General features: G+C 53.7%; 24 protein-coding genes and 1 tRNA gene. 6 read left to right on the top strand and 19 right to left on the bottom strand.

The window, feature by feature from the left end:
- Positions 1-63: 63 nt before the first annotated feature.
- Positions 64-573, top strand: coding sequence for an LPS export ABC transporter periplasmic protein LptC (gene lptC / locus FAES_RS19795; RefSeq protein ID WP_229364510.1), 510 nt, complete (start codon positions 64-66; stop codon positions 571-573).
- Positions 574-653: 80 nt separating this feature from the next.
- On the opposite strand, the gene FAES_RS19790 is transcribed toward lptC, so the two are convergent.
- The 10 genes from FAES_RS19790 to FAES_RS19745 form a co-directional block, all read right to left on the bottom strand.
- Positions 654-968 carry a c-type cytochrome gene (locus FAES_RS19790; protein WP_229364509.1) on the bottom strand — a complete coding sequence of 105 codons (315 nt, stop codon included), beginning with the start codon at positions 966-968 and terminating at the stop codon, positions 654-656.
- Positions 969-1,208: 240 nt separating this feature from the next.
- Positions 1,209-1,877, bottom strand: coding sequence for an SCO family protein (locus FAES_RS19785; RefSeq protein WP_041258177.1), 669 nt, complete (start codon positions 1,875-1,877; stop codon positions 1,209-1,211).
- Positions 1,852-2,319 (bottom strand): hypothetical protein, encoded by a 468-nt coding sequence (locus FAES_RS30155; RefSeq protein ID WP_041258175.1) that lies wholly within the window; start codon positions 2,317-2,319, stop codon positions 1,852-1,854. The genes FAES_RS19785 and FAES_RS30155 overlap by 26 nt, the downstream gene beginning before the upstream one ends.
- Before the next feature lie 66 nt (positions 2,320-2,385).
- Positions 2,386-4,050: a DNA repair protein RecN gene (gene recN / locus FAES_RS19775; protein WP_015332993.1), complete on the bottom strand. Its 1,665-nt coding sequence runs from the start codon at positions 4,048-4,050 to the stop codon at positions 2,386-2,388.
- Positions 4,051-4,175: 125 nt separating this feature from the next.
- Positions 4,176-5,087 (bottom strand): type IX secretion system protein PorD, encoded by a 912-nt coding sequence (porD, locus tag FAES_RS19770; RefSeq protein ID WP_229364508.1) that lies wholly within the window; start codon positions 5,085-5,087, stop codon positions 4,176-4,178.
- A gap of 8 nt (positions 5,088-5,095) precedes the next feature.
- The gene (gene coaBC / locus FAES_RS19765) at positions 5,096-6,325 is read right to left on the bottom strand and encodes a bifunctional phosphopantothenoylcysteine decarboxylase/phosphopantothenate--cysteine ligase CoaBC (protein WP_015332991.1); all 1,230 of its coding nucleotides are present in this window, start codon (positions 6,323-6,325) and stop codon (positions 5,096-5,098) included.
- Positions 6,326-6,406: 81 nt separating this feature from the next.
- The gene (locus FAES_RS19760; protein ID WP_015332989.1) at positions 6,407-6,730 is read right to left on the bottom strand and encodes a DNA-directed RNA polymerase subunit omega; all 324 of its coding nucleotides are present in this window, start codon (positions 6,728-6,730) and stop codon (positions 6,407-6,409) included.
- Between the two features lie 6 nt (positions 6,731-6,736).
- Entirely contained in the window at positions 6,737-7,636 is a 900-nt protein-coding gene (locus FAES_RS19755) for an outer membrane protein assembly factor BamD (RefSeq protein ID WP_015332988.1), read from the bottom strand.
- Positions 7,637-7,848: 212 nt separating this feature from the next.
- Positions 7,849-8,499, bottom strand: a complete 651-nt coding sequence (locus FAES_RS19750) for a T9SS type A sorting domain-containing protein (protein ID WP_015332987.1) — start codon at positions 8,497-8,499, stop codon at positions 7,849-7,851.
- A 103-nt stretch (positions 8,500-8,602) separates the two neighbouring features.
- Positions 8,603-10,495 carry an OstA-like protein gene (locus FAES_RS19745; RefSeq protein ID WP_148289412.1) on the bottom strand — a complete coding sequence of 631 codons (1,893 nt, stop codon included), beginning with the start codon at positions 10,493-10,495 and terminating at the stop codon, positions 8,603-8,605.
- A 114-nt stretch (positions 10,496-10,609) separates the two neighbouring features.
- Between FAES_RS19745 and tilS the strand changes: the two genes are divergently transcribed.
- The gene (gene tilS / locus FAES_RS19740; RefSeq protein ID WP_015332985.1) at positions 10,610-11,971 is read left to right on the top strand and encodes a tRNA lysidine(34) synthetase TilS; all 1,362 of its coding nucleotides are present in this window, start codon (positions 10,610-10,612) and stop codon (positions 11,969-11,971) included.
- 66 nt (positions 11,972-12,037) lie between these two features.
- Complete coding sequence (locus FAES_RS19735) at positions 12,038-14,332, top strand: carboxypeptidase regulatory-like domain-containing protein (protein WP_041258173.1); 2,295 nt, start codon at positions 12,038-12,040, stop codon at positions 14,330-14,332.
- Between the two features lie 154 nt (positions 14,333-14,486).
- Here FAES_RS19735 and FAES_RS19730 read toward each other — a convergent pair whose 3' ends face one another.
- The 5 genes from FAES_RS19730 to FAES_RS19710 all read right to left on the bottom strand — a co-directional run bounded on the left by FAES_RS19730 (position 14,487) and on the right by FAES_RS19710 (position 20,082).
- Positions 14,487-15,116 (bottom strand): ABC transporter ATP-binding protein, encoded by a 630-nt coding sequence (locus FAES_RS19730; protein ID WP_015332983.1) that lies wholly within the window; start codon positions 15,114-15,116, stop codon positions 14,487-14,489.
- Positions 15,117-15,223: 107 nt separating this feature from the next.
- The gene (gene lpxA / locus FAES_RS19725; protein WP_015332982.1) at positions 15,224-16,015 is read right to left on the bottom strand and encodes an acyl-ACP--UDP-N-acetylglucosamine O-acyltransferase; all 792 of its coding nucleotides are present in this window, start codon (positions 16,013-16,015) and stop codon (positions 15,224-15,226) included.
- An 87-nt stretch (positions 16,016-16,102) separates the two neighbouring features.
- Entirely contained in the window at positions 16,103-17,497 is a 1,395-nt protein-coding gene (locus tag FAES_RS19720; protein ID WP_015332981.1) for a bifunctional UDP-3-O-[3-hydroxymyristoyl] N-acetylglucosamine deacetylase/3-hydroxyacyl-ACP dehydratase, read from the bottom strand.
- Between the two features lie 59 nt (positions 17,498-17,556).
- A complete protein-coding gene (gene lpxD, locus FAES_RS19715; protein WP_015332980.1) occupies positions 17,557-18,612 on the bottom strand; it encodes a UDP-3-O-(3-hydroxymyristoyl)glucosamine N-acyltransferase in 1,056 nt (351 codons plus the stop codon).
- Positions 18,613-18,819: 207 nt separating this feature from the next.
- Positions 18,820-20,082: an HD domain-containing protein gene (locus tag FAES_RS19710; RefSeq protein ID WP_015332979.1), complete on the bottom strand. Its 1,263-nt coding sequence runs from the start codon at positions 20,080-20,082 to the stop codon at positions 18,820-18,822.
- 188 nt (positions 20,083-20,270) lie between these two features.
- On the opposite strand from FAES_RS19710, the gene FAES_RS19705 reads away from it, so the two are divergent.
- Positions 20,271-20,344 (top strand) — tRNA-Ile (locus FAES_RS19705).
- A 41-nt stretch (positions 20,345-20,385) separates the two neighbouring features.
- Complete coding sequence (locus FAES_RS29670) at positions 20,386-20,907, top strand: tyrosine-type recombinase/integrase (protein WP_158408796.1); 522 nt, start codon at positions 20,386-20,388, stop codon at positions 20,905-20,907.
- Between the two features lie 99 nt (positions 20,908-21,006).
- On the opposite strand, the gene FAES_RS19695 is transcribed toward FAES_RS29670, so the two are convergent.
- The 4 genes from FAES_RS19695 to FAES_RS19680 all read right to left on the bottom strand — a co-directional run bounded on the left by FAES_RS19695 (position 21,007) and on the right by FAES_RS19680 (position 25,364).
- Complete coding sequence (locus FAES_RS19695) at positions 21,007-22,902, bottom strand: AAA family ATPase (RefSeq protein WP_015332978.1); 1,896 nt, start codon at positions 22,900-22,902, stop codon at positions 21,007-21,009.
- A gap of 12 nt (positions 22,903-22,914) precedes the next feature.
- On the bottom strand, positions 22,915-23,514 hold the full coding sequence (locus tag FAES_RS19690) for a master DNA invertase Mpi family serine-type recombinase (protein ID WP_015332977.1): 600 nt from the start codon (positions 23,512-23,514) through the stop codon (positions 22,915-22,917).
- Positions 23,515-23,750: 236 nt separating this feature from the next.
- Complete coding sequence (locus tag FAES_RS19685) at positions 23,751-24,191, bottom strand: hypothetical protein (protein WP_041258170.1); 441 nt, start codon at positions 24,189-24,191, stop codon at positions 23,751-23,753.
- A gap of 258 nt (positions 24,192-24,449) precedes the next feature.
- A complete protein-coding gene (locus tag FAES_RS19680; protein WP_015332976.1) occupies positions 24,450-25,364 on the bottom strand; it encodes a ClpXP adapter SpxH family protein in 915 nt (304 codons plus the stop codon).
- Positions 25,365-25,505: 141 nt separating this feature from the next.
- On the opposite strand from FAES_RS19680, the gene FAES_RS19675 reads away from it, so the two are divergent.
- Positions 25,506-25,805 carry a winged helix-turn-helix transcriptional regulator gene (locus FAES_RS19675; RefSeq protein ID WP_015332975.1) on the top strand — a complete coding sequence of 100 codons (300 nt, stop codon included), beginning with the start codon at positions 25,506-25,508 and terminating at the stop codon, positions 25,803-25,805.
- Positions 25,806-26,268 lie beyond the last annotated feature (463 nt).

The following is a 26,268-nucleotide window of genomic DNA, read 5'->3' as shown; positions in this document are numbered from 1 at the left end:
GTTCGACTAAGGTCGGCAGGCGTTTTTGTCGGCCGGATGGCATTGTACATTGTACATTGTACATTGTGCATTACACTACTTGCCTGCGAAGAAGAGAAGAAACCGGCGCGGGTTGAGTACAAGGGGCCAATCGAGGAGATTCAGAACGTGAAGCTGCTCTACAGCGAGGCCGCGGCCCTGAAAGTGAAGCTGACGACAGCTAAACAACTCCGTTACACAAACGATGACCGGAAGTACCCCAAAGAGGTATTCGTTGATTTCTACGACCCCACTGGGCAGCAGGTCGTGACGACGCTCCGGTCTGATTCGGGGCGGTACGACAAAATCAAAGATCTGTACACGGTGATGGGCCACGTGGTGGTCATCAACAAGCAGAAGCGGGAGAAGCTACAGACGAACCTGTTGCACTGGAACCCCAACACCAAGAAGGTATTTACCGAAAGCCGGGTTGTCGTGTCGAGTCAGCTAACGGGCGAGCGACTGTATGGACTGGGGCTGGACGCCAATCAGGATTTTTCGCGCTATTCCATCCGCAAACCCACCGGTGTCTTCAACCTGGAAGGAGGATTTTAAGGTAAGTTCAACGTCCAAGGTCCAACGTGGCTGACGCGTTCTCTGATTGCGTCAGCCACGTTGGACCTTGGACGTTGAACTTACTTCTTACAGGTTGCCAGGATGGCTTCGGCTTCTTTGCCGGTTACGAGGCGTTTATCATCGCCCCACTGGCTGTAGATATAGGTCGTAATCTCGGCTACTTCAAGGGCGCTGAACTGCAACTGAGCCGGCATCGGGCGGTTGTAGGTTTTGCCATTCACCACGATAGGCCCTTGCTGCCCGTGCCGGATCGAACAGATCACGGCATTTTTGTTGGCTTTCAGGTAATCGGAGTTAGCAAGCGGCGGATACAGCCCCGCCAAGCCGGCGCCGTCCACCTGATGGCAGTTGGCGCAGTTGTTTCGATACAGCATAATACCCTCCGTAATGTATTTCTGCCGCTTCGTTTCATCGTCCGACTGGCAGGCGGATAGAATGAATAATGTACAATGTACAATGCACAAGGGGGCAGTGACGGCTGACCAGCCAAGTGAGGCAAATAGCCTATGAAGGAGTAAGCGACGCTTCATTATATCCTACTGGCGAACTGATTCAACATTGAACGTCGCACACTGTTCATTGAAAATTGCACATTGTTCATCGTACATTCTCTATTATTCATCCTCCTTTAACAGCTTGTCCATATCGGTCATGAGCTGATCGACACCTTTTTCGGTGGTGCCGTCGTAGATACCGCGGATGCGGCGCTGTGTATCGACCAGAATGAAGGCACCACTGTGGACTACACCGCCGGGGGCCGACGCGTCTTTCTGCGCGGTAACCATGTAGCTCTTTTCGCCAATCTCATAGATCTTATCGCGGTCGCCCGTGACAAAGAGCCAATTCTTTCCTTTTACGCCCAGTTCGCCCGCAAATTCGCGCAGTACCGCCACCGAGTCATGTTCCGGGTCGATGGTATGCGACAGCAAGAGCACGTTGGGGTTGGTCTGGAACCGCTCGTAAACCCGCTTGAGCTGCGTTTTCATCTTCGGGCAGATGGTGGGGCAGGTCGTGAAGAAGAAATCGGCCACGTAGATTTTGTCCTTGACCGCCGCCGCCGTAACCGTGTCGCCATACTGACTGACGAAGCTGAAGTCGGGGATGGTGTGATACACGGTATCAGTCACGGTTTTCCCGTCAACCTGCTTGGTAACCGCTTCCCGCTCGCCCAGAATGGGCAGTTGGTCGCCCGCCTGCGAGCAAGCCAGTAACGTACCTACGAGCAACGTACCCAGCGCAACACGGCCCAGCGGGGCGTTACTGCTTGAGGTACGACTGAGCATCGCCCACACTCTGGTTAATCTTTTTCTTAACATCGTTGATGATTTCTTTCTGACTGTTGAGGTAACGCACGGCGTCGGCTTCCGGGAGGGCTTTGAGCGTGTCGCCATTGTAGCGGTGCATCCAGTCCATCATCAGGCTGTCGGCTTCGGTCAGGTGGCGTACAATCAGCCGCCCCTGTTCTTTCTGCTCGTCGATGCGGACTGCCTCGCTGGGTGAAGCCTGTTTGAGGCTGTCGAGCGTGACCAGTTTGCCGTTCAGGTCTTTTTTCAGTTTCATGATCTCGCTGATGCGGGGCATCACCTCGTCGTGAACGGCGAATACGTCTTTCTCGAGTTGCTCAACAGAAGCAGCCTGCTCGGTGCCTTCTTTCTTGTCTGAATCAGACGGGCCGCAGGCCAGCGTCAACAGGGCCAGCGCGATAGGGTAGTGGGGGATTTTCATTCCAGTAATGGTCAATAATGGTAAGGTTGATGGCCGGCGGCAACGGAGCATCCGGTTACGTTGCCGTTAGGCCACCGCGTTCTGTTCCAGGATCTCGCGGGCCGAACTGACAGCGCTGGGCGACGGAGTTTTGCCACCGATCATCTGCGCAATCTCCTGCACCCGCTCTTCAAACGACAACCGACGTACCCGGCTGACCGTTTTGGCGGCGGAATGGTCTTTGTAGACGAAATAGTGCGCCGTACCCTGAGCAGCAATCTGGGGCAGGTGCGTGATGGCGATCAACTGGTGCGTATGGGCCATATCGCGCATCATGTGGCCCATTTTGATGGCGATTTCGCCCGAAACGCCCGTGTCGATTTCGTCAAAGATGATGGTCGGCAACGAGCGTTTGCTGGCCAGAATGTATTTGATCGCCATCATCAACCGCGAAAATTCACCGCCCGACGCGACGTTCTTCAACTGCTGCGGTTTGACGCCTTTGTTGGCCGAAAACAGGAACGACACCGTATCGATACCCGAAGGAGTCGGGCGACCTTTTTCGGCGCTGATCTGCAATGAGGCATTGGGCATCCCCAGATCGTCGAGCAGGCCTTTGATCTCTTTTTCGATGGGTTTCAGCACCGCCATCCGGGCTTTCGAGAGTGCCTCGGCCGACGTCAGCATCTTCTTCTGGGCCGCTTCGGCTTTTGCCTTGGCCTTGGCCAGTTCATCGTCGAGGTTGAGCACCTGACTCACTTTCTGGCCCAGTTCATCGCGCAGCGCGATCAGCGCGGCAATGTTGCTCGCCTGATGCTTGGTCTGAAGCTGGTAAATGAGGCTGAGCCGTTCACGCACCACTTCGGCGCGGCTGTCATCAATATCAACGCTTTCCTGCTCGGTGCTGATCTCGTCGGCCAGATCACGGAGTTCGATCAGGGCACTTTGGGCGCGCTCCTGCAACGCTTTGTACTGCTCGGCAACCTTCGTGACCTGATTGAGGCAGCCGACCGCGCTTTTCAACTGCGACACGACCGACTGTTCGGGGTTGTCGAGGTATTCGAAGGCCATCAGCAGCCGCTCCTTGATCTCGCCCGCGTTTTCCAGCACGTTCAATTCCTGCTCCAGCAATTCCTGCTCGTCGGCCTGAAGGTTGGCTTTCAGCAGTTCCTGGTACAGAAAATTGTTGTAGTCAAACTCGCGGCGCATGGCCCCGGCCTCGTTCTGGAGGTGATCGTAGGTCATCTGCCGGTCGCGGTAGGTCTGGTAATCGGCCCGGTAGGTACGTAGCCGGTCGTCGTCCTGCGCGTAGGTGTCCACAATCTGCAACTGGTACTCGTTGGATCCCAGCATGACCGAATCGTGCTGCGAGTGGATGTCCATCAACTGACTCGTCACGCGCCGCAGGGTTTCCAGGTTCACCGGCGTGTCGTTGACAAACGCCCGCGATTTTCCGCTGGGGCTGATTTCCCGCCGCACGATGCACAGCTCGGCGTAATCCAGTTCTTCTTCCTCAAAAATGGTTTCGATCACGTACCCAGTCACGTTGAACGATCCCTCGATCACGCACTTTTGGGAAGGGTCATACAGCACCCGCGTGTCGGCCCGGTGACCGAGCAACAACCCAATAGCACCCAGCATTATGGATTTGCCCGCTCCGGTTTCGCCCGTAATGATATTCAGGGCCCCATCAGGCACCATCTCCAACTGCTCAATCAGCGCGTAATTCTTGATCAATAAGTGCGATAGCATACGAAAAAAGAACAAGCATTTTCGGCTCTCTGTTCACCGTTGACCGTCCTCAGTTACGCTACTTTCGCCAAACTTTTACGCTTAAGTGGCCAGCTGAAGATGGGCAACGGTGAACAGAGAACGTGTTAGTTCAGCAGTCGTCGGTAATTCTCGGTTTTACTGGGGTCGAGGAACGAGAGCAGGTCAAACGCCCGCCTGCGTTCGTCGCGCGTGCCCTCGGCCATGATGTTCAGCAACTCATCGGATTTGGCGTCGAAGAAGGAGTTCAACAGCACCGCGCCGGGCTTTTGCAAGGTAATCTGCCGCATGTTGGTCAGCAAATCCATCGTGTATTTTCGAGCCTGAACCGGGTTGCTGGCGAAGGCATCGAGCCCCAGCCGGTGGTAGTTGTAGAACCCGTCGCGGAAGGGAATCACCTGCTGGCTTTGCAGATTCTCGACCAGCCAGAACCGGTTGCGCCGTCCGTTGTCGGTATTTGACCAGTCGCTCTGGTTGGGGCTCGACGCCTGCGCCAGGTTCACGACCTGATAGGCCCGCTGGATGTAGGGATTGCCGCCCTGCCGCGAAAACGAATCGTAATCGACCGCCAGAATGATGTTGGCGTAGAAAGCCAGCATCTGGGTCAGGTCGTCGGAAAACTGGTTTTCGCGGTAAAAAATGGGCTGCGTCGGCAACCACGAAAAGTTGAAGCCCCGATCGACGTAGCTCAGAATAATGGTCTGGTAATTGGTGCCATAAACCGGCCGGCTTACCGTCAGCTGCGCGTTGCCCTGAAAAACGCCCTGCGTCTCGGAGCGCAGCAGGTTGACCGTCAGCGTGCAGTTGATTTTTTCGTTCTGCCCAAACTGATCGTTGGTCCAGCGGCGGTTGTTCATCAGGTCGCTGATGACCGTTTTCAACTGGCTGAAATACGAGAAGTCGGTTTTCTGCACGGCCACCAACTGATCGGAGTTGAGGTTCACCGTGCAGTTCAGTTCCTGCGCCGGGGCAACGTAGGCGAGCAGCAGGCAGGCAAAGAGAAACAGGTAGCGTTTCATCGCTCTTTTCATTCGTTTTTTGGAGGCAGTTTCGTCATCAACTGCTCTGCGATAATCGTCAGCAAATCATCGGCCACTTCGTCTTTGCGTTTGAGGTCAAATTCGTGGACGATCTCCTGCCTGCTAATAACGGTAATCTTGTTGGTGTCGTGTCCAAAGCCCGCGCCCGAATCGCGCAGGGAGTTCAACACAATCCAGTCCAGGTTTTTGCGGTGCAGTTTGCCCAGCGCGTTGGCGCGCTCATTATCGGTTTCAAGCGCAAACCCCATCATCAACTGATCGGGTCGTTTCTGGGCACCCAACGTGGCGGCGATATCGACCGTTTTTGTTAGTTCGATGGCAAACTGCGCGTCGTTTTTCTTGATCTTTTTGTCGGCCGGGTAGGCCGGTGTATAATCAGCCACGGCCGCGTTGAGGATCGTAACGTCGGCGGTAGGGAAGGCATCGGCCGTCGATTGGAACATCTCCTGCGCCGACCGCACGTTGATGCGTCGGATGGCCTCGTCGGGGGTAGCCAGGTACGTTGGACCCGCTACGAGTGTCACGTTGGCACCGGCGCGGGCAAAAGCGTGCGCAATGGCGAAGCCCATTTTGCCGGTCGAGTGGTTACTAACGTACCTGACCGGATCGATGGGCTCCTGCGTGGGGCCTGCCGTAATCAGGATAGATTTGCCGACCAGCTCGGGGCGCCGGCTGAAGTGCCGTTCTAGCGTTTGTACAATCGTTTCGGGCTCAGCCAGGCGACCTTCACCCACCAACCCGCTCGCCAGCTCGCCGTGGGTGGCGTCGATGATGTGGTTGCCAAACGACCGCAGCCGGTTCAGGTTGTCGACCGTGGCCGGGTGGCGATACATGTCGAGGTCCATGGCGGGCGCCAGAAACACGGGGCACTTGGCCGACAGGTACACCGCCGACAGCAGGTCGTCGCAGAGGGCGGTGGCGCAGCGGGCCAGCGTTCGGGCCGAAGCCGGGGCGATCACGAGGGCATCGGCCCAGAGCCCCAACTCGACGTGGTTGTTCCAGGTACCGGTGTCGTCGGCTACAAACCGCGACAGCACGGGCCGTTTCGACAAGGTCGCCAGCGTGAGGGGGGTAATGAAAGCCGTTGCCGACTCGGTCATGACAACCTGCACCTCGGCCCCGGCTTTGACCAGCAACCGCACCAGCAAGGCCGCTTTGTAGGCAGCAATACTGCCCGACACACCAAGCAGAATGCGTTTTTTGTGGAGTGAATTCATCGACAACAAAAAAAGCAAGAAACCCGACGCGGGTAGTACCTGCGGTCTGGTTGCTTGCTTTTGGCTAGGCGGGTGAAACGCTTACTGGGCCGCGGCTTCGCCTTCTTCGGGGTACCGGTGGTACACTTTGCCCTGCAAAAACTCGTCGGTGGCCAGCGTCGTCGGCTTGGGCAGGCGCTCGTAGAATTTCGAAATCTCGATCTGCTCGCGGTTTTCGAACACTTCTTCGAGGTTATCGACCGCCGATACAAACTCCGACAGTTTGTTGCTCAGTTCTTCCTTATTGCGGGTCGAGATCTGACGGGCACGCTTCGAAATAAGCGAGACCGACTCGTACAGATTGCCCGTTACTGCTGCGATCTTGTCGGTGTCGCGCGTGATGATTGACGGATTTGACGTTGCCATAATCGATTACTGCCCTGAAGTCACCTTGGCGGGTGCGTTGGGGGCGGGTTGTTGTTGCTTTTTAAGTTCTTCGCGAGCCTTCTCTTCTTTGGCAATCCGGTCGAGTTCCTTCTGGCTGCCCTCGACCATCTTGTCGGCCTGCTTGAGGTACTTGCTGTTGGGGTACTTCTCCTTGAATGCCTGATAAAACGCCAACGACTCCTGATAACGTTCCTTCTGCTTCGTATCGAGCGAGTTTTTAGCCAGGCTATACTGCGCGTCTACTTTCAGATAGGCCAATTCTTCGTTGAATTCCGAATCGGGAAACTCACGCTGGAAATTGTTGATGGCCACCACCGCCGATTTGTAGTTGGCGATGCTGAAACCACTCACTTTGTAATACTGCTTAGCCCGTTCGTATGCTTTGCGTTCGAGTCGCTTCCGCAGGTTTAGAATCAGGTCGGTGCAATCTTTGACGTGTTCGCTCTCCGGGTACGTGTTCACGAAATCCTGCAGGGCCGACATGGCACCGATGGTACCCGACTGATCGAGGTTGAAGCTCGGCGTGCTTTTGTACAGCGAAACGGCATACATGTACATCGCCTCGGGGGCCTGCTCGCTGCGGGCAAACGTTTCGTAGAACCGCTTAAAGAGCTGAGCGGCTGGCTCATACAGGCCCTGATTGTACTGGGTGTAGGCGTAATTGAACTGCGACAACTCCTGCTCGGCACTGCCCCGCAGTTTCGGGATAATCTCTTCAAACAGAACCCCGGCCCGATACCAGTCCTGCTTGTTGTAGTACTTCAGCGCGGCTTTGTACTTGTCGTCGTCGGTGCCGTTTTTCTGGATCTTCGAGAAGTCAGAACAGGCCGATAGGCTTACGAGCAAAAGGCCCAGACAATAAACAAGGATACGGCGATTTCGCATAAGGGTGCAAATATACAAAAAAGAATGGCTACCGGCTAGTTAACGTGCCGGTAGCCATTCTGGTGCAGGGATTAACGTTCTTTAAGAGTCTGGTCAGTCGTGCTAAACTAAGTACGAAGTCTGGAAAGTCTGTTCTGTATTGCTTACGCCGCTTCCGCTTAAAACGTCTTTCCAGACTTCGTACTTAGTTTAGCACGACTGACCAGACTACCTTATTGATGCTTTACCAGTAGCTTCTTGGTGGCGACTTTGGTGCCTTCTACCGAGAGTTGGTAAAAGTAGTAGCCTGTGGGCAGGTCACGGGTTTGAAGGCGCACCTTGCGTTCATTGCGGTCGAGGGTGTACTCGGCAATGGGCGATCCCAAAATATTCAGCAGGGTGATGCTGGCACTACCTACGCCACTGCTCATCGCGTAATCAATGTCGGCGAAGTCGTTGGCCGGGTTCGGGTAGATATTCGATACCGTGAGGTGGTCGCTGGCGTACATCCGCTCTTCCGAATGCAGCGTATTCTCCGAGAGGTTTCGCTCAACGATCGGCATCGAAGGCGTCTCGGCCGCGGTGGCCCGAGTGCTGCTGGCGGTGCGGGTCGACTGGGCGCTCGGAGCAATCAGAATCGAGCGGTAGTAATCGCGGATGGCCGAGTTCTTGCCCAGCGTCAGCAGGCGGTCCATCGGGGCCATCACATAGGGGCGGGGCACCAACAATCGCTGGGGCTTGCTGACCGACGTGGTGGCGGTTGGTGAGTTGGCAGGTGCCTTGCGGCCCAGGTTAAGCCGACTCCGCCCGGGATCCTGCGCCCGCAACGAAGTGGCCACCAAGAGGCCCAGTAAACACCCATATATCTGTAAAGTTTGTTTCATGCTTGACAATCAATGCGTTACCATTGCTTACTACAAACGTACCTGTGTGAAAGGGGAATGTCAACGCGTTCGTACTTAAAAAATTGTTAATTCTGCCTGCGATTTACTGCTTTTGACCCGATTTGGGGGTGAATGGTTTATTCAGGGCGTCAATTTTAATGCCGTTCCTATTTACCGGCAGGCCAGTTGTATTAACTTCTTTCTGAAGTGAAGCCGCATTGATCGAAGCCGGTATGGCCGTCGAGACAGTAATTGGCCCCGCTGTGGTTTGGGCAGCGGGCTTTGGTTTAGGCTCCGGTTGCCCCAATACCTGCTCTTTTGTGGGTTTTTCTTTCTCGCGCCAACGGAAACCGTCGAGCTTTTTCTTGTCTTCAGTCAACTGTTTGGGCGGAATCAGCGTCCCGTCGGGTTGTCCATAGAATCGGATGGTACCTACGCGATTCTTCTTGAAGTCGATGGTCATCTTGCTGCAATCCACGCGGTTCATACCCGTAAACACGTTCTTATCGTCTATTACGAAATAAATGCTCTGACCGTTGCCTTCAACCACCACGCGATCCAAAACCGTTTTCTCTTCTACCTTGGGTGGGCCCCCTACGGCCGTGGTCGATCGCGGCGCTTTGGGCGCACTCGCGGTGCGGGCGGCCGTTCGGCTTCCCGCCTTCACGGCGCGTTTGGCCACCGGCGGGCGCAGCGTATCGCGCACGTCGCGGAAGGTAGCCGTGATCGACCGGCCTTTAATCTGGTTAAAGTATTTGAGCGTATCCTGCGACACCACAAACGACTTGCCCCGCAGCAGCATGGTATTGATGCGGTTGTTTTTCAGCTTGGCGGTCAGGGTGTCGGCCTCCATCTGATAGCTTTGGCTCCAGACGATGGGCTTCTTGTAGAAATAAAAGGTCGAATCCGAAACGGAGTACACTAGCGAGTCGCAGCGGCTTTGCAGGTCCGATTTGTACACCAGCACGTTTCGCTGCCCAATCAGTTTGCGGGGGCGTTTTTCTTTCGCGCCCGACGGCGTATCGTAGGAGAAAAGCGTATCGGCCCGCATGTAAAGCGTGTCTTTGCTGACGACGGATCGCAATACGGCGTGGCCCGTCACCCGCGATACGCCCGCTTTGCCGTTGTAGCGTCCTTGATCGCCGGTGATAACGGTGTTGTTCTCTTTCCCAACCAGCACCACGTTGCCCCGGGCAATGCCCAGTTCGGTTTGGTTGTCGAAATTCAGCGTGTCGCCGGTGAGCGTGTATTTGTCGGTGTAGGCCGTAGCGCGCTGTCGGAAATTTGAGACGCGTGTGACGGTATTATACGTACCATTGCGCGCCAGCAGGGTGCCGTCTTCGTTGACGATCCGGGTTGGCCCCTGGAAGGTGGCGACCTTTGTAAAGCTGTTGTAAAGCAGTGAATCGGCCGTGAGCAGGCTTTTCGGGCTGACGAGCCGCACGTTGCGGATAAACGTGAACTGCTTCAGCCGGGTGTCGTAGTAACCTTCGTCGCTCGTCAGGATATTTTCCTTATCTACGATGCGGCCCTTTACCGGATAGTGCGCGATACCGTTGGCCAGGTCGTAGTCGAGGCGGGCAGTAGTCAAGGTCATTTTCCGGTCCTTGAGCGACACCCGTCCCAACAGGGTTGATGAGCGCGTGTTGCCATAATAATACATGGTGTCGCCGCGTACGGTAATGGTATCGCCCTGCAAAATCCGGACGTTACCGTACGCCTCGATCACGTTGGACGTGGCGTTCTGAATGGCGAGGTTGCAGTACATCAGCGCCCCTTTGTGCCGTAGCCGCACGTTATTTACCAGACGGCGGGTCACGTTGCCCGGCGTTTGCAATACCTCCAGACTGTCAGCGTTTAGGATTTCGACCTGCTCGGTGCCACCGGCGGCCGGCGGGCGCCCCACCTGCGCCCACAACGGGCTGACGCCGCCCAACAGCAAGGTGAGCAGCGCGATTAAACGGACAGAAAGGCTATATTTTTGCACTTGTGTCATTAGGTAGTGGGTCATTGGTCATGGGCGGACGAAGGGATCAGGCGGTGTTTAGGCAACACATGACGACGAATGACCAACGACAAATGACCGACAAAGTTAGAACGTACCTGGCGGATGGAAGGCTTTTTAGCATTTATTAACGAGCACCGCCTCTTCAACAAAACGGATCGGCTGCTGGTGGCCGTCAGCGGAGGCATCGATTCGATGGTGCTGACCGACCTGCTGCATCAGCATGGCTTTACGTTCGGGATCGCCCACGTGAACTTCGCCCTGCGCGGGGCCGAATCGGAGGCCGACGCCGTTTTTGTCGAAAACAGGGCCAACGACTACGGGGTTCCGTTTCACCAGATACGGTTCGACACCGAAGCCGAAGCGGCCCGGCGGGGCGAGTCGGTGCAGGTAACGGCCCGGCAGTTGCGCTATGGCTGGTTTGCGCAGCTCTGCCCGGCGCACGGGTACGTTGCCGTGGCTACTGCCCACCAGGCCGACGACGTGCTGGAGACCATGCTGTTGAACCTGACGCGAGGCACCGGCCTCACTGGCCTGACGGGTATTCCCATCCGGACGGAGCAGGGCGTGGTGCGGCCGCTGTGGTTTGCGAGCCGTGAGCAGATCGAAGCCTATGCCCAGGAGCGGGGCCTGCCCTGGCGAGAAGACACCTCCAACGCCACCGACAAATACGCCCGAAACCGAATCCGGCATCAGGTAGTGCCGGTGTTGAAAACGATCAATCCGGGGTTGTTGGCTCACCTGCCCCGAACGGTGGGTTACCTGCGTGCTGCCGATGCGATTGTGCAGGAAACGATGACCGCGTCCTGGGCGGCAGTTGCCCAACCGCAACCGACGGGCGTAAAAATGGACGTGGCGGCCGTGAAAGCGTTGTCGGAACCGCTCTTCCGGCTAGGCGAGTGGCTCCGACCCTATGGGTTTTCGGCGCAGGCCTTACAACAATTTTGGCATTCAGTTGACGCCGAGGGGGATACGTTCGTCAAAAATGGGCAGGTAATCCAATCGGCTACGCATCGGCTTGTGCATGAGCGGGGCGCTATCTGGCTCCTTCCCCAGGCTGACCCGCTTCCCCAGCCGATTCGGGTGACCGCGTGGCCGGCGCAGCCCATCGACTTACCGGGCGCTGGGTACGTTACCGCCGAACGATTTGACCGGACGAATTGGGATGGCAACCTAAAAACGCCCTCAACGGTGGCCCTGTTCGATGCGGCACAACTCTTGCTACCCTGGCTACTGCGCCGCTGGCAACCCGGCGACCGGTTCAGGCCACTGGGGCTGGCGGGTACGCAACTGGTGAGCGATTTGCTGACCAACGCCAAAGTGCCCGCGCCGCAACGATCGTCGGTCTGGGTGCTGGAAGCGGGCGGCGAAGTGATGTGGGTGATCGGTGTGCGTACAGCGCATCGAAGCCGGATTACCGAAACGACCGAACAGATTGTTCGGTTGAGTTTGACTCCAACAACCTGAATTTTGGCACTTAATTTGATGGACTACAGCAATAGTCGGAATACCCATAGAAAAAACGCTTACTACATGAACCGATACCTGCGGGTTCTGCTCCTTGTTGGAGGGCTATTGGCCACTTCGCTGACGCTACAGGCGCAAAGCATGCGGCTACGGGCAGCCAATAAGCAGTTTGACAACTACAGCTACCTCACCGCCGTGCGGATGTATGAGGATTTCCTTCGTGGCCGCGTTGAACCGGCAGAATCACGCGAGGCCTTAACCAAATTGGGTATTTGCTATCGGAAGCTTCAGGACTCGCGCAACGCCGAACGGGTCTATGCCGAACTGATCGCCAACTACCCCGACCTGGAAAGCGAAATCTATCTCTACTACGCGCAGGCCCTCGTCAGCAATGGCAAGACGCGCGACGGGCAGAAGATGTATAGCGAATATGGGCGCCGCCAGACGCAGGACCTGCGTGGTAAGAAAAACACGATCGGTCTGATGGATCCCAGCCGGTTCTACCTCGACTCGTCGTCGTTCCGGGTGCAAAACCTGGCGATCAACTCCCGGCAGGCCGATTTCAGCCCGATGTACTATAAGTCGGGTCTGGTGTTTGTGTCGTCGCGCGACGAAGGCGGCGTCATCAAACGGGTGTTCAACTGGAACCAGACGCCCTTCCTCGACCTGTATTTCTTCCCCGATACCAATCAGTTGCGCATCCCCGGCTTCGATCAGATCGTTCGGCCGGCGGGTACGGCGGTGTTGGGCGGTGGCGGCCCGGCGGGCGATCAGTCGGTTGAGATTGAAGCCGAAAGCAAGCCTACGTCGAAAGCCGAAAAATTCAGCCGCACGCTGAATACCAAGTACCACGAAGGCCCGATGACCTTCACCAAAGACCAGACATTCATTGTCTTCACCCGCAACAACGGCAGCAAAGGCAAGTCAGGCAAAAGCACCGATGGGGTCCGTAAGCTGAAGCTGTACTCGGCGGTGATGCGCAACAACAAATGGCACGACGTAACGGAGTTACCATTCAACAGCCCCGAATATTCGGTGGGGCACCCGGCCTTCTCACCCGACGATCAGAAGCTCTACTTCGTGTCGGACATGCCCGGCGGCTATGGCGGCACGGACCTGTATGTGGTGGAGTTTAACAACGGGCAGTGGGGTACGCCGGTAAACATGGGTAAGGAACTGAATACGGAGGGCAACGAGATGTTCCCGTACGTGGATTCGGCGGGTAACCTGTACTTCGCGTCAGACGGGCACGAGGGCATCGGCGGGCTCGACATTTTCTATGCCGAAATGCGCGACGGCATCCCTTTCCGGGGCGTGCAGAACGTAGGGTACCCCATCAATTCGGAAAAAGATGATTTCGGGCTAATCACGGATCGGGGCCGCACCACCGGGTATTTCAGCAGTAACCGCCGTAAGGGCGTCAGCGACGATGATATCTATTCATTCCGCCGCGCCTGTAAGCAGTTGAACATTCTGGTGTTTGATGCCAAAACGGGCCGCCCCATTGAATCGGCCGACGTACGGATTGTACGCAACGGGTCAAACCAGGAACTGAAAATGACGAGCCCCGATGGTAAAACCGACCTGTGCCTCGACATCAATACGGAATACGAATTCAAAGCACTGAAAGAAGGCTATGCTTCCAACAGCGCCCGTTTCTCAACCCTGACCCAGTCGAACAAGCCCGAGATGAACATCTCGATTTATCTGGAGAAGAGCGAGAACACGATTATCCGGGGTGTGGTAAAAACTGAGGTGAACCAGAAGCCGGCCGAAGGCGTGAAGGTGACGCTGCGCGACGACAAGAACAAAAACACGCAGACCGTGGTGACTGGCCCCGATGGCGGCTATGAGTTTAACGTGAAACCCAACGCTGGCTACTCGCTCACGGCCGAGAAAGACCGATACGCGACCAAGAAAGCCAAAATCGGTAAACAGCCCAAGCGGGTGGTGGCCAGCCAGAAAACCGCCCCGGACTCGATCGGGATTTACGGGGAGGGCGACGTCTTTCAGCTGAAAAACATCTATTACGATCTGGGTAAATTCTTTATCCGCCCCGACGCGGCCCGCGAACTTGACCGGGTGGTATCGCTGCTGAAAGAATATCCGACGATGAAAATCGAACTGCGGTCACATACCGACGCGCGCTCGGGGGATGCCTTCAACATGCGGCTGTCGGAGAGCCGGGCGCGGGCGGCCATGGATTACATGGTGTCGCGGGGCATTCAGGCAGGACGGCTATCGGCCAGAGGCTACGGCGAAAACGAGATTGTAAACGGCTGTACAGACGGGGTTGAATGTTCGGAAAACGAACACCAGCAGAACCGACGGACAGAATTCAAGATTCTGGCAGTTCAGTAGAGCAAACGCCAGCAAACGAACGTACCTGAACAGCAAAAAGCCGACGACTACACTCCGGGCTTTTGCTGTTCAGGTACGTTCGTTTGCCTTGATTACCATGAACGGCTTTGCACTGTTACCAGCCTACTATCCAGTCGGGGCATCCCGACTGGCCTTATTTCCACTGCGTCACCTCGATGACGTTGGCGTGTGCACGGGGGAAAAAGTCGTATTCGCTGGGTTGATTGGAGCCAATCAGCAGCAAGACGTCGGGCGGGAGTTGGAGTACGTGTTCTTTGTACCAGGCAGCTCCCTGCCAGTCTAGGTTGGCCGTTGGCTCGTCGAGCATGACCAGCTGGGCATCGGAGAAAAAGGCCAGCCCCAGCTTCACCCGCTGCTTCATTCCCGACGAATAAAACTTAATCTCTTTGTTGCGAGCGTGGCTCAACTGCATGCGGTCGATGAGCTCAGGTACGTTGGCGTTGGCCCGAAAAGGTTTGAAGCGGCCATGAAACGTGAGCAATTCGGTCAGCGTCAATTCCTCGATCAGTTCGAGGTAGGGGGCGGCCAGCACCATGTGGCGGTACCAGTGCTCATCGGCAAGCGGCTGTCCGGCGTGGGTATAAGTCAGCGTACCGGCCGACGAAGGCTGCATACCGGCCAAGACCTGTAGCAGGGTCGATTTGCCACTCCCGTTGGGGCCAACAAACGTGTAGCTGTTTCCGGCCGACAGCGTCAGATCAACGCCGCGGAAGATCCATTCGCGGCGGTACTTTTTGCCAAGCTGTTGAGCCGTGATGATCATTGAAAAAGGAATGGACAATGCACAATGAATAATGGACAACGAACCAGCGCCAACCCAGGATGTGCAACCTCATTGTGCATTGTCCATTATTCATTGTGCATTCAACATTACTCCCCGCTGCTGCTGCCGGGGCCTTTCATGATGCCCCGCTCCGAGTTGCGGATGAAATTGAGAATTTCGTCGCGTTCGGCCGTGGCGGGAATGTCGAGTTCGATTCGGTTGAGCGCCTCGGCGTTGTTGAGGCCCCGCAGGAACACGTACCGATAGATCTCCTGAATCTCGTTGATTTGCTCGTTGGTGAACCCCCGACGACGCAGCCCCACCGAGTTAATACCGGCATAGGAGAGGGGTTCGCGGGCCGCTTTGGTAAACGGGGGTACGTCTTTCCGTACCAGTGACCCGCCCGAAATCATGGCGTGTGCCCCGATTTTAGTAAACTGAAGCACCGAGCTCGACCCGCCGATGATCGCCCAGTCGCCCATGTACACATGGCCGGCCATCTGCACGTTGTTGGTCAGGATGCAGTGGTTGCCGATGCGGCAATCGTGCGCCACGTGGGCGTAGGCCATGATGAGGCAGTCTGAACCAATCTCGGTTTTCCAGTGCTCTTCGGTGCCGCGGCTGATGGTCGCGTATTCACGAATGGTGGTGTTGTCGCCAATGATGGCCTGGGTAATCTCGCCTTTGAACTTCAGGTCCTGGGGCGTGCCCGCAATGACAGCGCCCGGATAGACCTTGCAGTTACGGCCAATGCGAGCGCCGGAATTGATCACCGCGTGGGAGCCAATCCAGGTACCTTCTTTTATCTCAACGTCCTTGTGGATAATGGCGAAAGGCTCAATGACCACATTCTGAGCAATCTTAGCTTCGGGATGGACGTAGGCTAATGGTTGAATCATCTGTACTGTTAAAAAAGTCCGCTGTTCACTGTCGTCAGTTGCCTGTTGGGAGAGAGCAACAGCCGACAGAGAACGGTGAACAGTGAACTATTTCTTTTTCACCAGACTCGCGATCATGTCGGCTTCGCAGACAAGGTTGTTGTTCACATACCCACGTCCCTGCATTTTAACGATGCCGCGTTTCATGGGCGAGGTGAACTCACACCGAAAGATTACCGTGTCGCCGGGCAATACGTTGCGGCGGAACCGGCAATTTTCGATCCCGATCAGGTACGGCCAGTAGTTTTCGGGGTCGGGCACGGTGCTCAGTACCAGAATGCCACCCGTTTGCGCCATGGCTTCCAGCTGCATCACGCCCGGCATTACGGGGTTGCCGGGGAAGTGGCCGGGGAAGTACGGCTCGTTCATCGTCACGTTTTTGATGCCGATGACACTGCTTTCGTCCAGCGCGATGATCTTGTCGACCATCTGGAACGGGTAGCGGTGGGGCAGCAGCTGTGCGATGCGGTTGATGTCGAAGATCGGCGGCTGTTTCGGGTCGTACTGCGGTACCTGATTCTGCGCATTCTTCTGAATCAGGCTCTTGATTTTCTTGGCAAACGCCACGTTGGCCGCGTGGCCGGGCCGCGCCGCCAGAATCTGCGCCTTGATGGGCCGCCCAATCAGGGCCAGATCGCCCAGCATGTCGAGCAGCTTGTGGCGGGCCATCTCGTTGGGGTAATGCAGCTGCAGGTTGTTCAGAATCCCCGCCTGCTTGTTGACACCCACCTTCGATTTGTTGAGCATCTTGGCCAGATGATCCAGCTCGTCTTCGTCGACGTCGCGGTCGACGATCACGATGGCGTTGCTCAGGTCGCCGCCTTTGATCAGGTTCTGCTTATAGAGCATTTCCAGCTCGTGCAGGAACACGAACGTGCGGCACGAGGCGATTTCGTCGGCAAACAGCGTGAGGTCGTTGAGCGACGCGTGTTGGCTGCTGATTACCTGCGAGTTGTAGTCGACCATTACCGTCAGGCGGTAGTCGTTGAGGGGCAGGGCCGCAATCTCGATGTCTTTTTCGGGGTTGCGGTAATGAACGAATTCGCTAACTTCGAAATACTTACGATCGGCGTTTTGCTCTTCGATACCGGCAAACTGAAGCGCCTCGACGAACTTGATCGATGAGCCATCCATGATGGGCGGTTCGGGGCCGTCGAGCTGAATGAGCGCGTTGTCGATTTGCAGGCCTACCAACGCGGCCAGTGTATGTTCGACGGTGTGCACCCGCGCCCCATTTTGTTCGAGCGTTGTGCCGCGCGACAGATCCACCACGAAGTCGACGTCGGCGTCGACGGTGGGTTGGCCCGGCAGATCAATACGCTGAAATTTGAACCCATGATTGGCCGGGGCGGGCATAAACGTCATCGTTGCCGACACGCCGGTATGCAAGCCTACGCCCGATACTGAGACGGCCTTCTGGATGGTTTGCTGTTTAATATTCATGTTTGTTTAGTACGCAGTCACTGAAGAGAAACGTTGAGCTGCCAGGAGCGACTAGGTGCCTAGGCTTGCCCAGATTCGGTACGTTGCTGACGCTGCACTTCTTTTTCAAGGTCAATAAGTCGCCGTTCCAGATCGGGCAGCCGGCGATGAACGGCCGCCGCGCGCAGGGAGTCTTTCAGATCGAAAGCGGGCGAGCCGTTGAGCGACTGCCCTTCTTCTTTCACTGACTTCGACACGCCGGTTTGGGCGCCAAATCGGGTGTTGTTGGCGATGATCAGGTGCCCGGCAAAGCCGACCTGCCCCGCCACCACGCAGTTCTCCCCAATCTTGGTCGAACCCGACACGCCGGTTTGGGCGGCAATCACGGTATTGCGGCCAATTTCGACGTTGTGGCCAATCTGAATGAGGTTGTCGAGCTTGGCCCCCTGCCGGATGATCGTCGAGCCCATCGTGGCGCAGTCGATCGTGGTATTGGTGCCCACGCTGACGAAGTCTTCGAGGATCACGTTGCCCAACTGCGGGATGGTTTTGTAAGTGCCATCGGGCTGGGGGGCAAAGCCAAAGCCATCGGAGCCAATGACGGCGTTGGGGTGGATGACGCAAAACTTGCCAACCACCGTGTTATCGATGAGTTTGGCCCCCGAGTGGATGACGGTATTATCACCGATTGTGACATTATCGCCAATGTACACGTGGGGGTAAATCTTCACGTTCGACCCGATGCGGCAGTTTTTGCCAACGTAGGCAAATGCGCCAACATACACGTGCTCACCGAGTTGGCTACTCGCGTGCAGGTACGTTGGCTGCTCGATACCCACCCGGGCAAACGTAAGCTGCCGATGGTACTCTTCTAATAATCGGGTGAACGCGGAATAGGAGTTTTCGACCAAAATAAGCGCCGCCGCAACCGGTTCGCGGGGCGTAAAGGAGCGGTCAACAATGACGGCCGATGCGCCAGTGCTGTACAGATAGGGCTCGTATTTTAGGTTGGAAAGGAAAGAAATGCTGCCCGTTGTTGCTTCTTCAATTTTGGCTAAACGGCTGACTGTTAATGTGTCGTCCCCGTTTACTTCCCCATCCAGTAGAGCGGCTATCTGCCTGACTGTAAACTCCATTTGCGATTCATGCCCGAAAAAAACAGTGGTTGTCTGGGCCGACAATAGGGTCGCAAGGTAACCAACAAATTGCACTATTCGTATAAATGGCCAATTAATTCAATTTATTGTTACCCCTGTACAGGGTTTGGCGTTTGGTGTTTACTGTACGGCGTTGGCTAATGCTGGTTTACCAGGGTGTTAACGTCAAACGGTATACACCAAACCTCAAACCTGCTTGGCCTTGGCCTCCCAGGCCAGCTCGCGCGCCCAGCAGATATAGTGACGCCGCACAATGGTCGAGAGAGCACCGATGTTGGCCAGGTCGGAGGCGTCGGCAATGTCGCGCACGTAGCCGTTTTTGGACTTGATCCGGATGGAGTCGATGGCGGGCAGGTAAGCGGCGTTGGAGGCTTGCCCTTCCACCAGGAAGTACGACAGTTCGTCGTCGGAAAGGCCCTTGCTACGAAGCTGCTGCGCCAGTTCGTCGACCAGCGTGGGGGCAAAGGGTTCGGTCGACAGCATGATTTTGAACAGGTGCCGATCAAGCAGCATTCGGCAGAGGGTGGCGAGCACAAGGTCGGAGTGGTTGGCCCAGGCTTTTACGCAGCCCCAGATGTCGTAATCGTCGAGGTGGGTAAAGGCCTGCAGGTACGTGGTGTCCGACATGAAATCGGTCAGGGAAATGGTGCCCCGCAGAAACAGCATGAAGTCGGGCAGAGCGTCGATGGGTTCGTGACCGATGTCGGGGTTGCGCGCTAGAAAACGGGCCCGCCGCAGAATCTGCACCAGCATCGACTCGCAGCAGATCGACGTTTTGTGGAGGTATACCTGCCAGTACATGAGCCGCCGGGCGTTCAGGAAGTTCTCGACGCTCAGGATGCCTTTGTCTTCCACCACCAGCTGATCGTCGGCCAGGTCGAGCATTTTGATGATCCGTTCGGCACCGATGGCGCCCTCGGCCACGCCCGTGTAGAAACAGTCGCGGTTGAGGTAATCCATCCGGTCCATATCGAGCTGACTCGAAATCAGCTGATGGAAAAACGGTCGTGGGTACGTTCCTTCAAACATCTGGATGGCCAGCGACAGCGCCCCCCCAAACTGCCGGTTGAGGTCGTGCATGAGCATGAGCGAGATCTGCTCGTGGTGAACGTCTTCCAGAATGCAGCATTCGAGCACGTGCGAGAAGGGGCCGTGACCAATGTCGTGCAGCAGAATGGCGATCTGCGCGGCTTCACATTCGGCCTCGGAGAGTTGGTGCCCTTTGCTGCATAGCGTGGCGGTGGCCTGCCCCATCAGGTGCATGGCGCCCAGGGCGTGGTGAAAGCGGGTGTGCAACGCGCCGGGGTAGACGTATTCCGACAGCCCCAATTGTTTGATACGCCGTAACCGCTGGAAGTAAGGGTGTTCGATCAGGTCGAACAGCAGCGGCGACGAGATGCTGATAAAGCCGTAGACAGGATCGTTGAGTAACTTCTTGCGGTTGGTCATGGGACGGAGGCCAGTTGGCAGCGCTTGATCGGATGGCTTGGGTACGTTAGACCCTGTTGGCTAACGCATTACCGCTTGCGGCTATCTGGCAAGAGGCTTCATTCGCCCATAAAATTCCATCAAATCGCGCACAATTTAGCGAAATGGCGTATTTTTGTGCCGTCTTACTGCTTTGTCAGATAAGGCAAGGGCTTGTAGCTCAGTTGGTTAGAGCACCTGACTCATAATCAGGTGGTCCCTGGTTCGAGCCCAGGCTGGCCCACAGAAAACGCCCCGCAGCTAGTTGAGTTGCGGGGCGTTTTCGTGCACTACCGCACCGTCGGTGCAAGTAATGCACGTGCCATCAGGGATAACCCCACTTACCGGCCGCCAAGTACTGCATCCTCTAATATCTTCTGTTCTCCTGCTTCACTGGCCTGTTCTGACATTCAACGCGTTAAGGCAGAAGACATCCTTGAGGACTGCCTAGTGTTCAACGCCCATAAGACACGCAACAGCAAACACAAGACGATATCCATTCCTTTATACCCCATTGCCAAGCGGTTTATAACGGCAAATGCTGGTCGGCTTTTTGCCACGTATACCGAGCAATACACCAACCGACAATTACGCAAAATCGCGGATTCGCTTGGCTGGACTATTAAGATGAGCACTCACACTGCCCGACATACATTTGGCACTAACTTCATTGAGCTAGGCGGCGATGTGGTAACACTTCAAGCCTACATGGGCCACAGTTCAATTAAAACAACTATGCTGTATGTTCATTTGAGCGAGCGACGGAAGCGGGAGCAGATCAATGTTTTCGATCACTTTATCAAATGATATAATTTCACACGTCAAAACAAATGTTGACACAATAATGTGTTAGCAGTAAGCGGCATCGAAACAGGATGAGCTTATTGTGGTAGTTTCAAACAAACACTAACTATTATGCGAATTATAGAATATACTTTTCAGATTTTCAAAAACGTTGCGAATTTTTGTTAAGGTTTCTTCAGATAAGTTGACAGATTTTTTATTTACAGATGTTAAGAATTTTTTTGAAGCAAGTACCTTATTGATTTTAGACTTGAACTTACCTGAGCTTTTCATAAAATCAGACACTGTTCCTGATATTTCTTGTTCTTCATCCTCCAATATATAGAGCTTGAACTCTTCTACTGTAAAGATGTCTTCTATAGATCCGTTCAGTATATCTGTTACTGAAAATATTTGACTTCCATCAACAAACCAAGTGTTTTTCAAATTTTTCACTCCATCAGCTTTGCCCTTATCATTATCATAGATGTATCCAACGTTACATCCCCATCCGGTAAGTATGGCGCCAATGTTTCCCATATTACCTGAGCCACCGCCAAATACAAAATTTATGCTCTTATCATTAATTAGAGTTGAAAAGGCATTAAAATAATGCACATCTGACGGGCCTTCAACGACAATGTTGTTTGCTTGATTAATGTTTTGAATACCTTGGTTCAATTCTAAGCCAATAGCAGTCATTATCGGGGTCAATGTCTCTTTATCAGAGACAGCATGTAGTTTTGAAATAATTTGTGTGCCTAATTTGATACTGCTTTTCTGGACTAACCTTATTCTTTGAAGTTCATCATGACGAATAAGGTATGGTGAATGCGTTGTAAATAAAGACTGTATATTTTGATTTTGAGATGTATTTAATAATCTATCATATATGTCTCTCTGAGCTTTAGCGTGTAAAAACAGGCCTGGTTCATCAACTAAGAGAATATTTGTTTTATTGTCAATAGTCCTAGCTGAAGTCTTTAAATAGAATGATAGATGCCATTGTTTCCCCTTGCTTCTCTGAGTTGGGCTATATAATTCCGATTCTTCTTCAACCCAGAAGGTTAAATCATTTGAATCCCAATCAATTTTTAACTCAGTCTTGTCTTGGTTCCAATATGTTGAGTAAGTGGTGTTTATGTTAAAATTTATGTCGCCCTTGTGCTTTATTTTACGGCGAGTATCGCTTGATAATAATAGTTCAACATCAATACTACTAACTGATGCGAGATCTTGGATAAATGGTGACTCTTTGAGTTTTTCAAAAGATATACTGTTTGGTAAAATATCTTCAAATGATTTAAATATTATAAAATTAGGCAAAAAAGATAAGAATTTGTCCCATTGCTCTTTGTTGCTCTGCTCTTGATCTAAAACAATACTGAGCACATTGTAAAAGTTGCTTAATATTTTTATGTAGCTGCTTAGAGTACTTTGTGTTGTATCATCATTATCTTCTTCTTTTAAGCCTACAAGAGCCTCTATTTCAGATTGCAAATTCTCTCTGGAACCTTCAATATCTGAACTGTCAAATACAAAAAGGTCTGTCAGATTGATGGACGTAGCAAATTCCTCATAGATATCTTTGAATTCATTATATGAATCCTGTAATAATTCTTTTTCTTTTTTTAAATATTCGGGCGAATGTATGTCTACTAATTTGAGGAATGATAGCAAATCTTTCTGGATAAAATATCTATCGTAAAAATCTTTGGTTACGGTGATCTCCAGCCATCCATTTTCAAAAGAAACTGCACGTATTCCTAAATAGTCCTTAATTTCATTTTCTGAAGCTAAAAAGGTTATAGATATCGCGAGATCTTCCGGCCTCTTATCAAGAGGTACGGAACTTCTATCAATGCTATTTGATACGTTAAAGTCGTGTAGTGCTTCTAGTATTGAGGATTTTCCACTTTCATTTTTTCCAGCAAGTATAGTCATATCTGCTTCTAAGTAACAATCACCTGAATCAACTATAGACTTGTAATTTTTTACATTAAATTTCTTAATAAACATAGGTTTACAGATTTACTGAATGATGCGACTTTTGATGAATGTACTGACAGTTTGACGGTCAACCCCTAAAATTCGGGCGATCGCAGATTGGGACACAATAGCCTTTAGCAACTCGCGGATAGCGCCCTCCTTACCCGTCAGTTTTACTTGCTTGTTCTGGCTTCCTTGCGGTCGACCAAGTTTAGTCCCCTCAGCTTTCTTACGTTCCAGCGCTTCGCGTGTACGCTGACTAATCAATTGCTGCTCAATCTCAGCGGATAGGCCGAAGGCAAAAGCTAGCATCTTGCTATTGATGTTGTTGCCCAACTCGTACCCCTCCTTGATGGCATAGACGCGGGCGTCTTTCTCCATACACGAATGCAGGATAGCCATGATCTCCATTAGGCTACGGCCAAGGCGTGATAGCTCCGTCACATACAGCACATCCTTAGGCTTCATCGAGGATAATAGTTGGCCCACTGCGCGCTCGTCGGCTGATCGGGTGCCCGATACGGTTTCCTCAACCCAGTGGTCGACGTGAACCCGGTCGGCGGCAGCTTTCTTCAGGATCTCATACCGCTGGTTTTCGGCCGTTTGGCGGTCAGTCGATACGCGGATATAGGCAAAAATCATAGGGGAGGGGTTTAACCCATTCTTACCACTAAATATACGCAGTTATCGACGAATTGTAACCAGTAATAACATACCCTATTTATTAGGAGGTAAAACGACCGTTTGGAGCATTTGTACGCCAGCTTTTTGCTGGCGAATAAGGTCTTGAAGCTTCATAGATACAAAAAACATGCTGGGTGAGGGTAGGCGTCTCCGCATAGCTCGACAACTCAGAAAGTCATACCGATAACGTTCAATCACTGCTTTTGGGCAACAGCTGTAGTCTCCCGACTATTGGTGGGCAGGAACTTCCAGGTTAATGCGTTATTGTTTATTGTTCCTGATACACTTTTCAGGTTCCCGGTCGTGTATGTCTGGTTAAAGGTGATGGCCCCCAAGACACCTGTCAAGCTTACCCCAATGGCCTTGTAACTAGACTCCAGAGACGGGCTTTGGACGAACTCCATATCGGCTAGGTTCTCTCCCTTTGACGTGATCGTTACTTTGGGGGCAGATTCTGCCAAATAGGATTTGGTACCGATTTCCGTAGATGTGTTCGTTACTACGTATGTCCCGGCCGCAGCAGCTGATAGGTCTGGGACAGCTTTTGTTATAGCCGGATCGTTATTCTTTTTACAGCCCGCGAAAGAAGTAACAACAAGCAGCACCCAAAGCGCGTGGGTAAACGTTATTTTCATTGGTTTATGGTTTTTTAGAAGCGCCATAAATCTACCGGTATATTACTATCGATGATATACGATAGCTGAAATAGTAACTACATGGTTGCTAGGCTTCGCTGCCACACAGAAAGAGCGCCCCGCAACTAGTTGCGGGGCGCTCTTTCTGTGGACGCTTTACAGTTGGTCTTCTATGTATTCAGAAGGCAGCGGTCGGCTTATCTCCAAAGGGGGGATGAATGAGTTGATAGCTCTCCTGTCTGTGATACAAGGCACCGCTCAGGGACGTACCCACAAGACCCCATTTTTGGTGACGACTTTATCGAGGTGCCCCCCATCGACCAGGCTTTGCAGATAACCGGCTGCTTCCTGCCGATCATGGCCTGAGAGTTCAGCAAATTCACGGGTTGTGAGGGTGCGGAAGGTGGCAAACAACCGCTTCCAATCGGAATCAATCGGCATTTTGGCTACCGAAGGCAGCTGTTTCTGTAGCGCGTTTTCGTAGGTGGCGTAGGGTTGAGTACCATACACTTTTTCCAGTTGCCCCTGACTGTCGACGAAAAACAGCGTTGGAAAGCCCCGCACGCCCAACTGCCTGCCCAGCGCCAGGTCGTCTTCAAACAGCGCGATGGCCTTTCCGTTGTAGTCGGTCTCAAATTGATCGACATCCAGGCCTGCCTGCTTCGCCGCCGTAGCCAGATGCGCCCACTTAGCAATGTTCTTTTTGTGCAGAAAAACCAGTTCGCGCACTGCCCGCAGGAAACGGATGGCTTTTTGAGAACCCTGCAACTGCGCGGCTTTGAAGGCGATCGAAGCCGGATACGAAGAGTCGAGCGGGTCTTCCAGCCATACGTCGCCATCGATAGGCATGTCGTAATGCCCACTTACCTCATCCCAATGAGAGGCTACGTCGGCGGGTTTGCTGATGCCCCCACTGTTGTAACTCCAGTCGGGCAGGAGCCCGCCCATCCGGTACTCCAGCTCAATGTAAGGGCCATATTCGAGTTTCAATCGGCGCAGTTGCGGCTCGATGCCCCAGCAGGACGAGCAAATCGGATCGGTAAAATAGATGATTCGGACGGGTTGAGTTGGGCTCGATGACACGTGTTGCTGTGTGGCGGAGGGTGAATCCGGCAATTCACACAACCCGGACTCGATGTCACACAAAAGCGGATTGATTCGTTGAGTTTCCATGATCTTCTGTTTACTTGGGCGCCAGCCTGCCCAACGTTGTTGAGAAAACGACGGCTTCCTGACGTGGCTATCCGGCGCCTGCAAAGGTGCGCCGGCGTTGAGGCTACAGTCAATTAGTAAAAAAAAGCTGACTACCAGATTATGCAGAAACCAGAAAACAATTGCCCGGCCGAAGAGGTGCTCAAGTTGCTGTCGGGCAAATGGAAACCCCAGCTATTCCGGTTGGCGTTGAATGGGCCCTTGCGATTCAACGCGCTGCTGCGCACGATCGAAGGGGCCAACAAACAGTCGCTTGCCCTTTCGTTGCGAGAGTTAGTAGAGGAAGGCTACCTGGACAAGATAACGGTGAGACAGAAGCCGTTGCATATCGAATACACCCTGTCGGAAAAGGGGCAGGCCCTGATCCCCGTTTTTGAACAACTGGAACGACTGCCAAGATGAAGACGGCACCAGTTATGAATTGGCCAGTTGGTCCTGTGGTGTAATCCACTGCCCTTGTCCAGTACAATAGGGGCCGGTGTTCGTGGGATTACCACTGAAAATAGACCTTTTTCAATAGACTTTATTGAGTTTTCAGATTACGTGTGAAGGTTGGTCGATTCTTTCCAACCTTTGCGATCAGTTACGAGAATCATGCTACTGCTTACTCCCCCCTGATTGATCAATCACCGCTGACCTCTACAGCTCAGCACATTGCGTAACCGCCCGTTCCGGGCTGGGGAGATTACTATTCGTTTCTAGTTGGTAAGGCTGGTCTGGCTGTCGCTCTGCGGCCTGGAGCCACCATGTCGCTTATGGCCCTGTCTTACTCAGGAACCGCGCTCGTCGCCTATATCCGTCACATTTAGGCTATTGTCGAGCTGCTAACCAGGCCTGCCGGTACGGTTAACCCCTCCTGGTTGCT

The sequence above is a fragment of the Fibrella aestuarina BUZ 2 genome, assembly GCF_000331105.1.
Taxonomy (GTDB): domain Bacteria; phylum Bacteroidota; class Bacteroidia; order Cytophagales; family Spirosomataceae; genus Fibrella; species Fibrella aestuarina.
The sequence above is the reverse complement of the archived record's forward strand: the minus strand, read 5'-3'. Positions and strand labels throughout refer to the sequence as shown.

Excerpts from the sequence above, each read along its gene's own strand:
- FAES_RS19790 (WP_229364509.1), bottom strand. The coding sequence starts at position 968 with ATGCTGTATCGAAACAACTGCGCCAACTGCCATCAGGTGGACGGCGCC.
- FAES_RS19785 (WP_041258177.1), bottom strand. The coding sequence starts at position 1,877 with ATGCTCAGTCGTACCTCAAGCAGTAACGCCCCGCTGGGCCGTGTTGCG.
- FAES_RS30155 (WP_041258175.1), bottom strand. The coding sequence starts at position 2,319 with ATGAAAATCCCCCACTACCCTATCGCGCTGGCCCTGTTGACGCTGGCC.
- recN (WP_015332993.1), bottom strand. The coding sequence starts at position 4,050 with ATGCTATCGCACTTATTGATCAAGAATTACGCGCTGATTGAGCAGTTG.
- porD (WP_229364508.1), bottom strand. The coding sequence starts at position 5,087 with ATGAAACGCTACCTGTTTCTCTTTGCCTGCCTGCTGCTCGCCTACGTT.
- coaBC (WP_015332991.1), bottom strand. The coding sequence starts at position 6,325 with ATGAATTCACTCCACAAAAAACGCATTCTGCTTGGTGTGTCGGGCAGT.
- FAES_RS19760 (WP_015332989.1), bottom strand. The coding sequence starts at position 6,730 with ATGGCAACGTCAAATCCGTCAATCATCACGCGCGACACCGACAAGATC.
- FAES_RS19755 (WP_015332988.1), bottom strand. The coding sequence starts at position 7,636 with ATGCGAAATCGCCGTATCCTTGTTTATTGTCTGGGCCTTTTGCTCGTA.
- FAES_RS19750 (WP_015332987.1), bottom strand. The coding sequence starts at position 8,499 with ATGAAACAAACTTTACAGATATATGGGTGTTTACTGGGCCTCTTGGTG.
- FAES_RS19745 (WP_148289412.1), bottom strand. The coding sequence starts at position 10,495 with ATGACACAAGTGCAAAAATATAGCCTTTCTGTCCGTTTAATCGCGCTG.
- tilS (WP_015332985.1), top strand. The coding sequence starts at position 10,610 with ATGGAAGGCTTTTTAGCATTTATTAACGAGCACCGCCTCTTCAACAAA.
- FAES_RS19735 (WP_041258173.1), top strand. The coding sequence starts at position 12,038 with ATGAACCGATACCTGCGGGTTCTGCTCCTTGTTGGAGGGCTATTGGCC.
- FAES_RS19730 (WP_015332983.1), bottom strand. The coding sequence starts at position 15,116 with ATGATCATCACGGCTCAACAGCTTGGCAAAAAGTACCGCCGCGAATGG.
- lpxA (WP_015332982.1), bottom strand. The coding sequence starts at position 16,015 with ATGATTCAACCATTAGCCTACGTCCATCCCGAAGCTAAGATTGCTCAG.
- FAES_RS19720 (WP_015332981.1), bottom strand. The coding sequence starts at position 17,497 with ATGAATATTAAACAGCAAACCATCCAGAAGGCCGTCTCAGTATCGGGC.
- lpxD (WP_015332980.1), bottom strand. The coding sequence starts at position 18,612 with ATGGAGTTTACAGTCAGGCAGATAGCCGCTCTACTGGATGGGGAAGTA.
- FAES_RS19710 (WP_015332979.1), bottom strand. The coding sequence starts at position 20,082 with ATGACCAACCGCAAGAAGTTACTCAACGATCCTGTCTACGGCTTTATC.
- FAES_RS19695 (WP_015332978.1), bottom strand. The coding sequence starts at position 22,902 with ATGTTTATTAAGAAATTTAATGTAAAAAATTACAAGTCTATAGTTGAT.
- FAES_RS19690 (WP_015332977.1), bottom strand. The coding sequence starts at position 23,514 with ATGATTTTTGCCTATATCCGCGTATCGACTGACCGCCAAACGGCCGAA.
- FAES_RS19685 (WP_041258170.1), bottom strand. The coding sequence starts at position 24,191 with ATGAAAATAACGTTTACCCACGCGCTTTGGGTGCTGCTTGTTGTTACT.
- FAES_RS19680 (WP_015332976.1), bottom strand. The coding sequence starts at position 25,364 with ATGGAAACTCAACGAATCAATCCGCTTTTGTGTGACATCGAGTCCGGG.
- FAES_RS19675 (WP_015332975.1), top strand. The coding sequence starts at position 25,506 with ATGCAGAAACCAGAAAACAATTGCCCGGCCGAAGAGGTGCTCAAGTTG.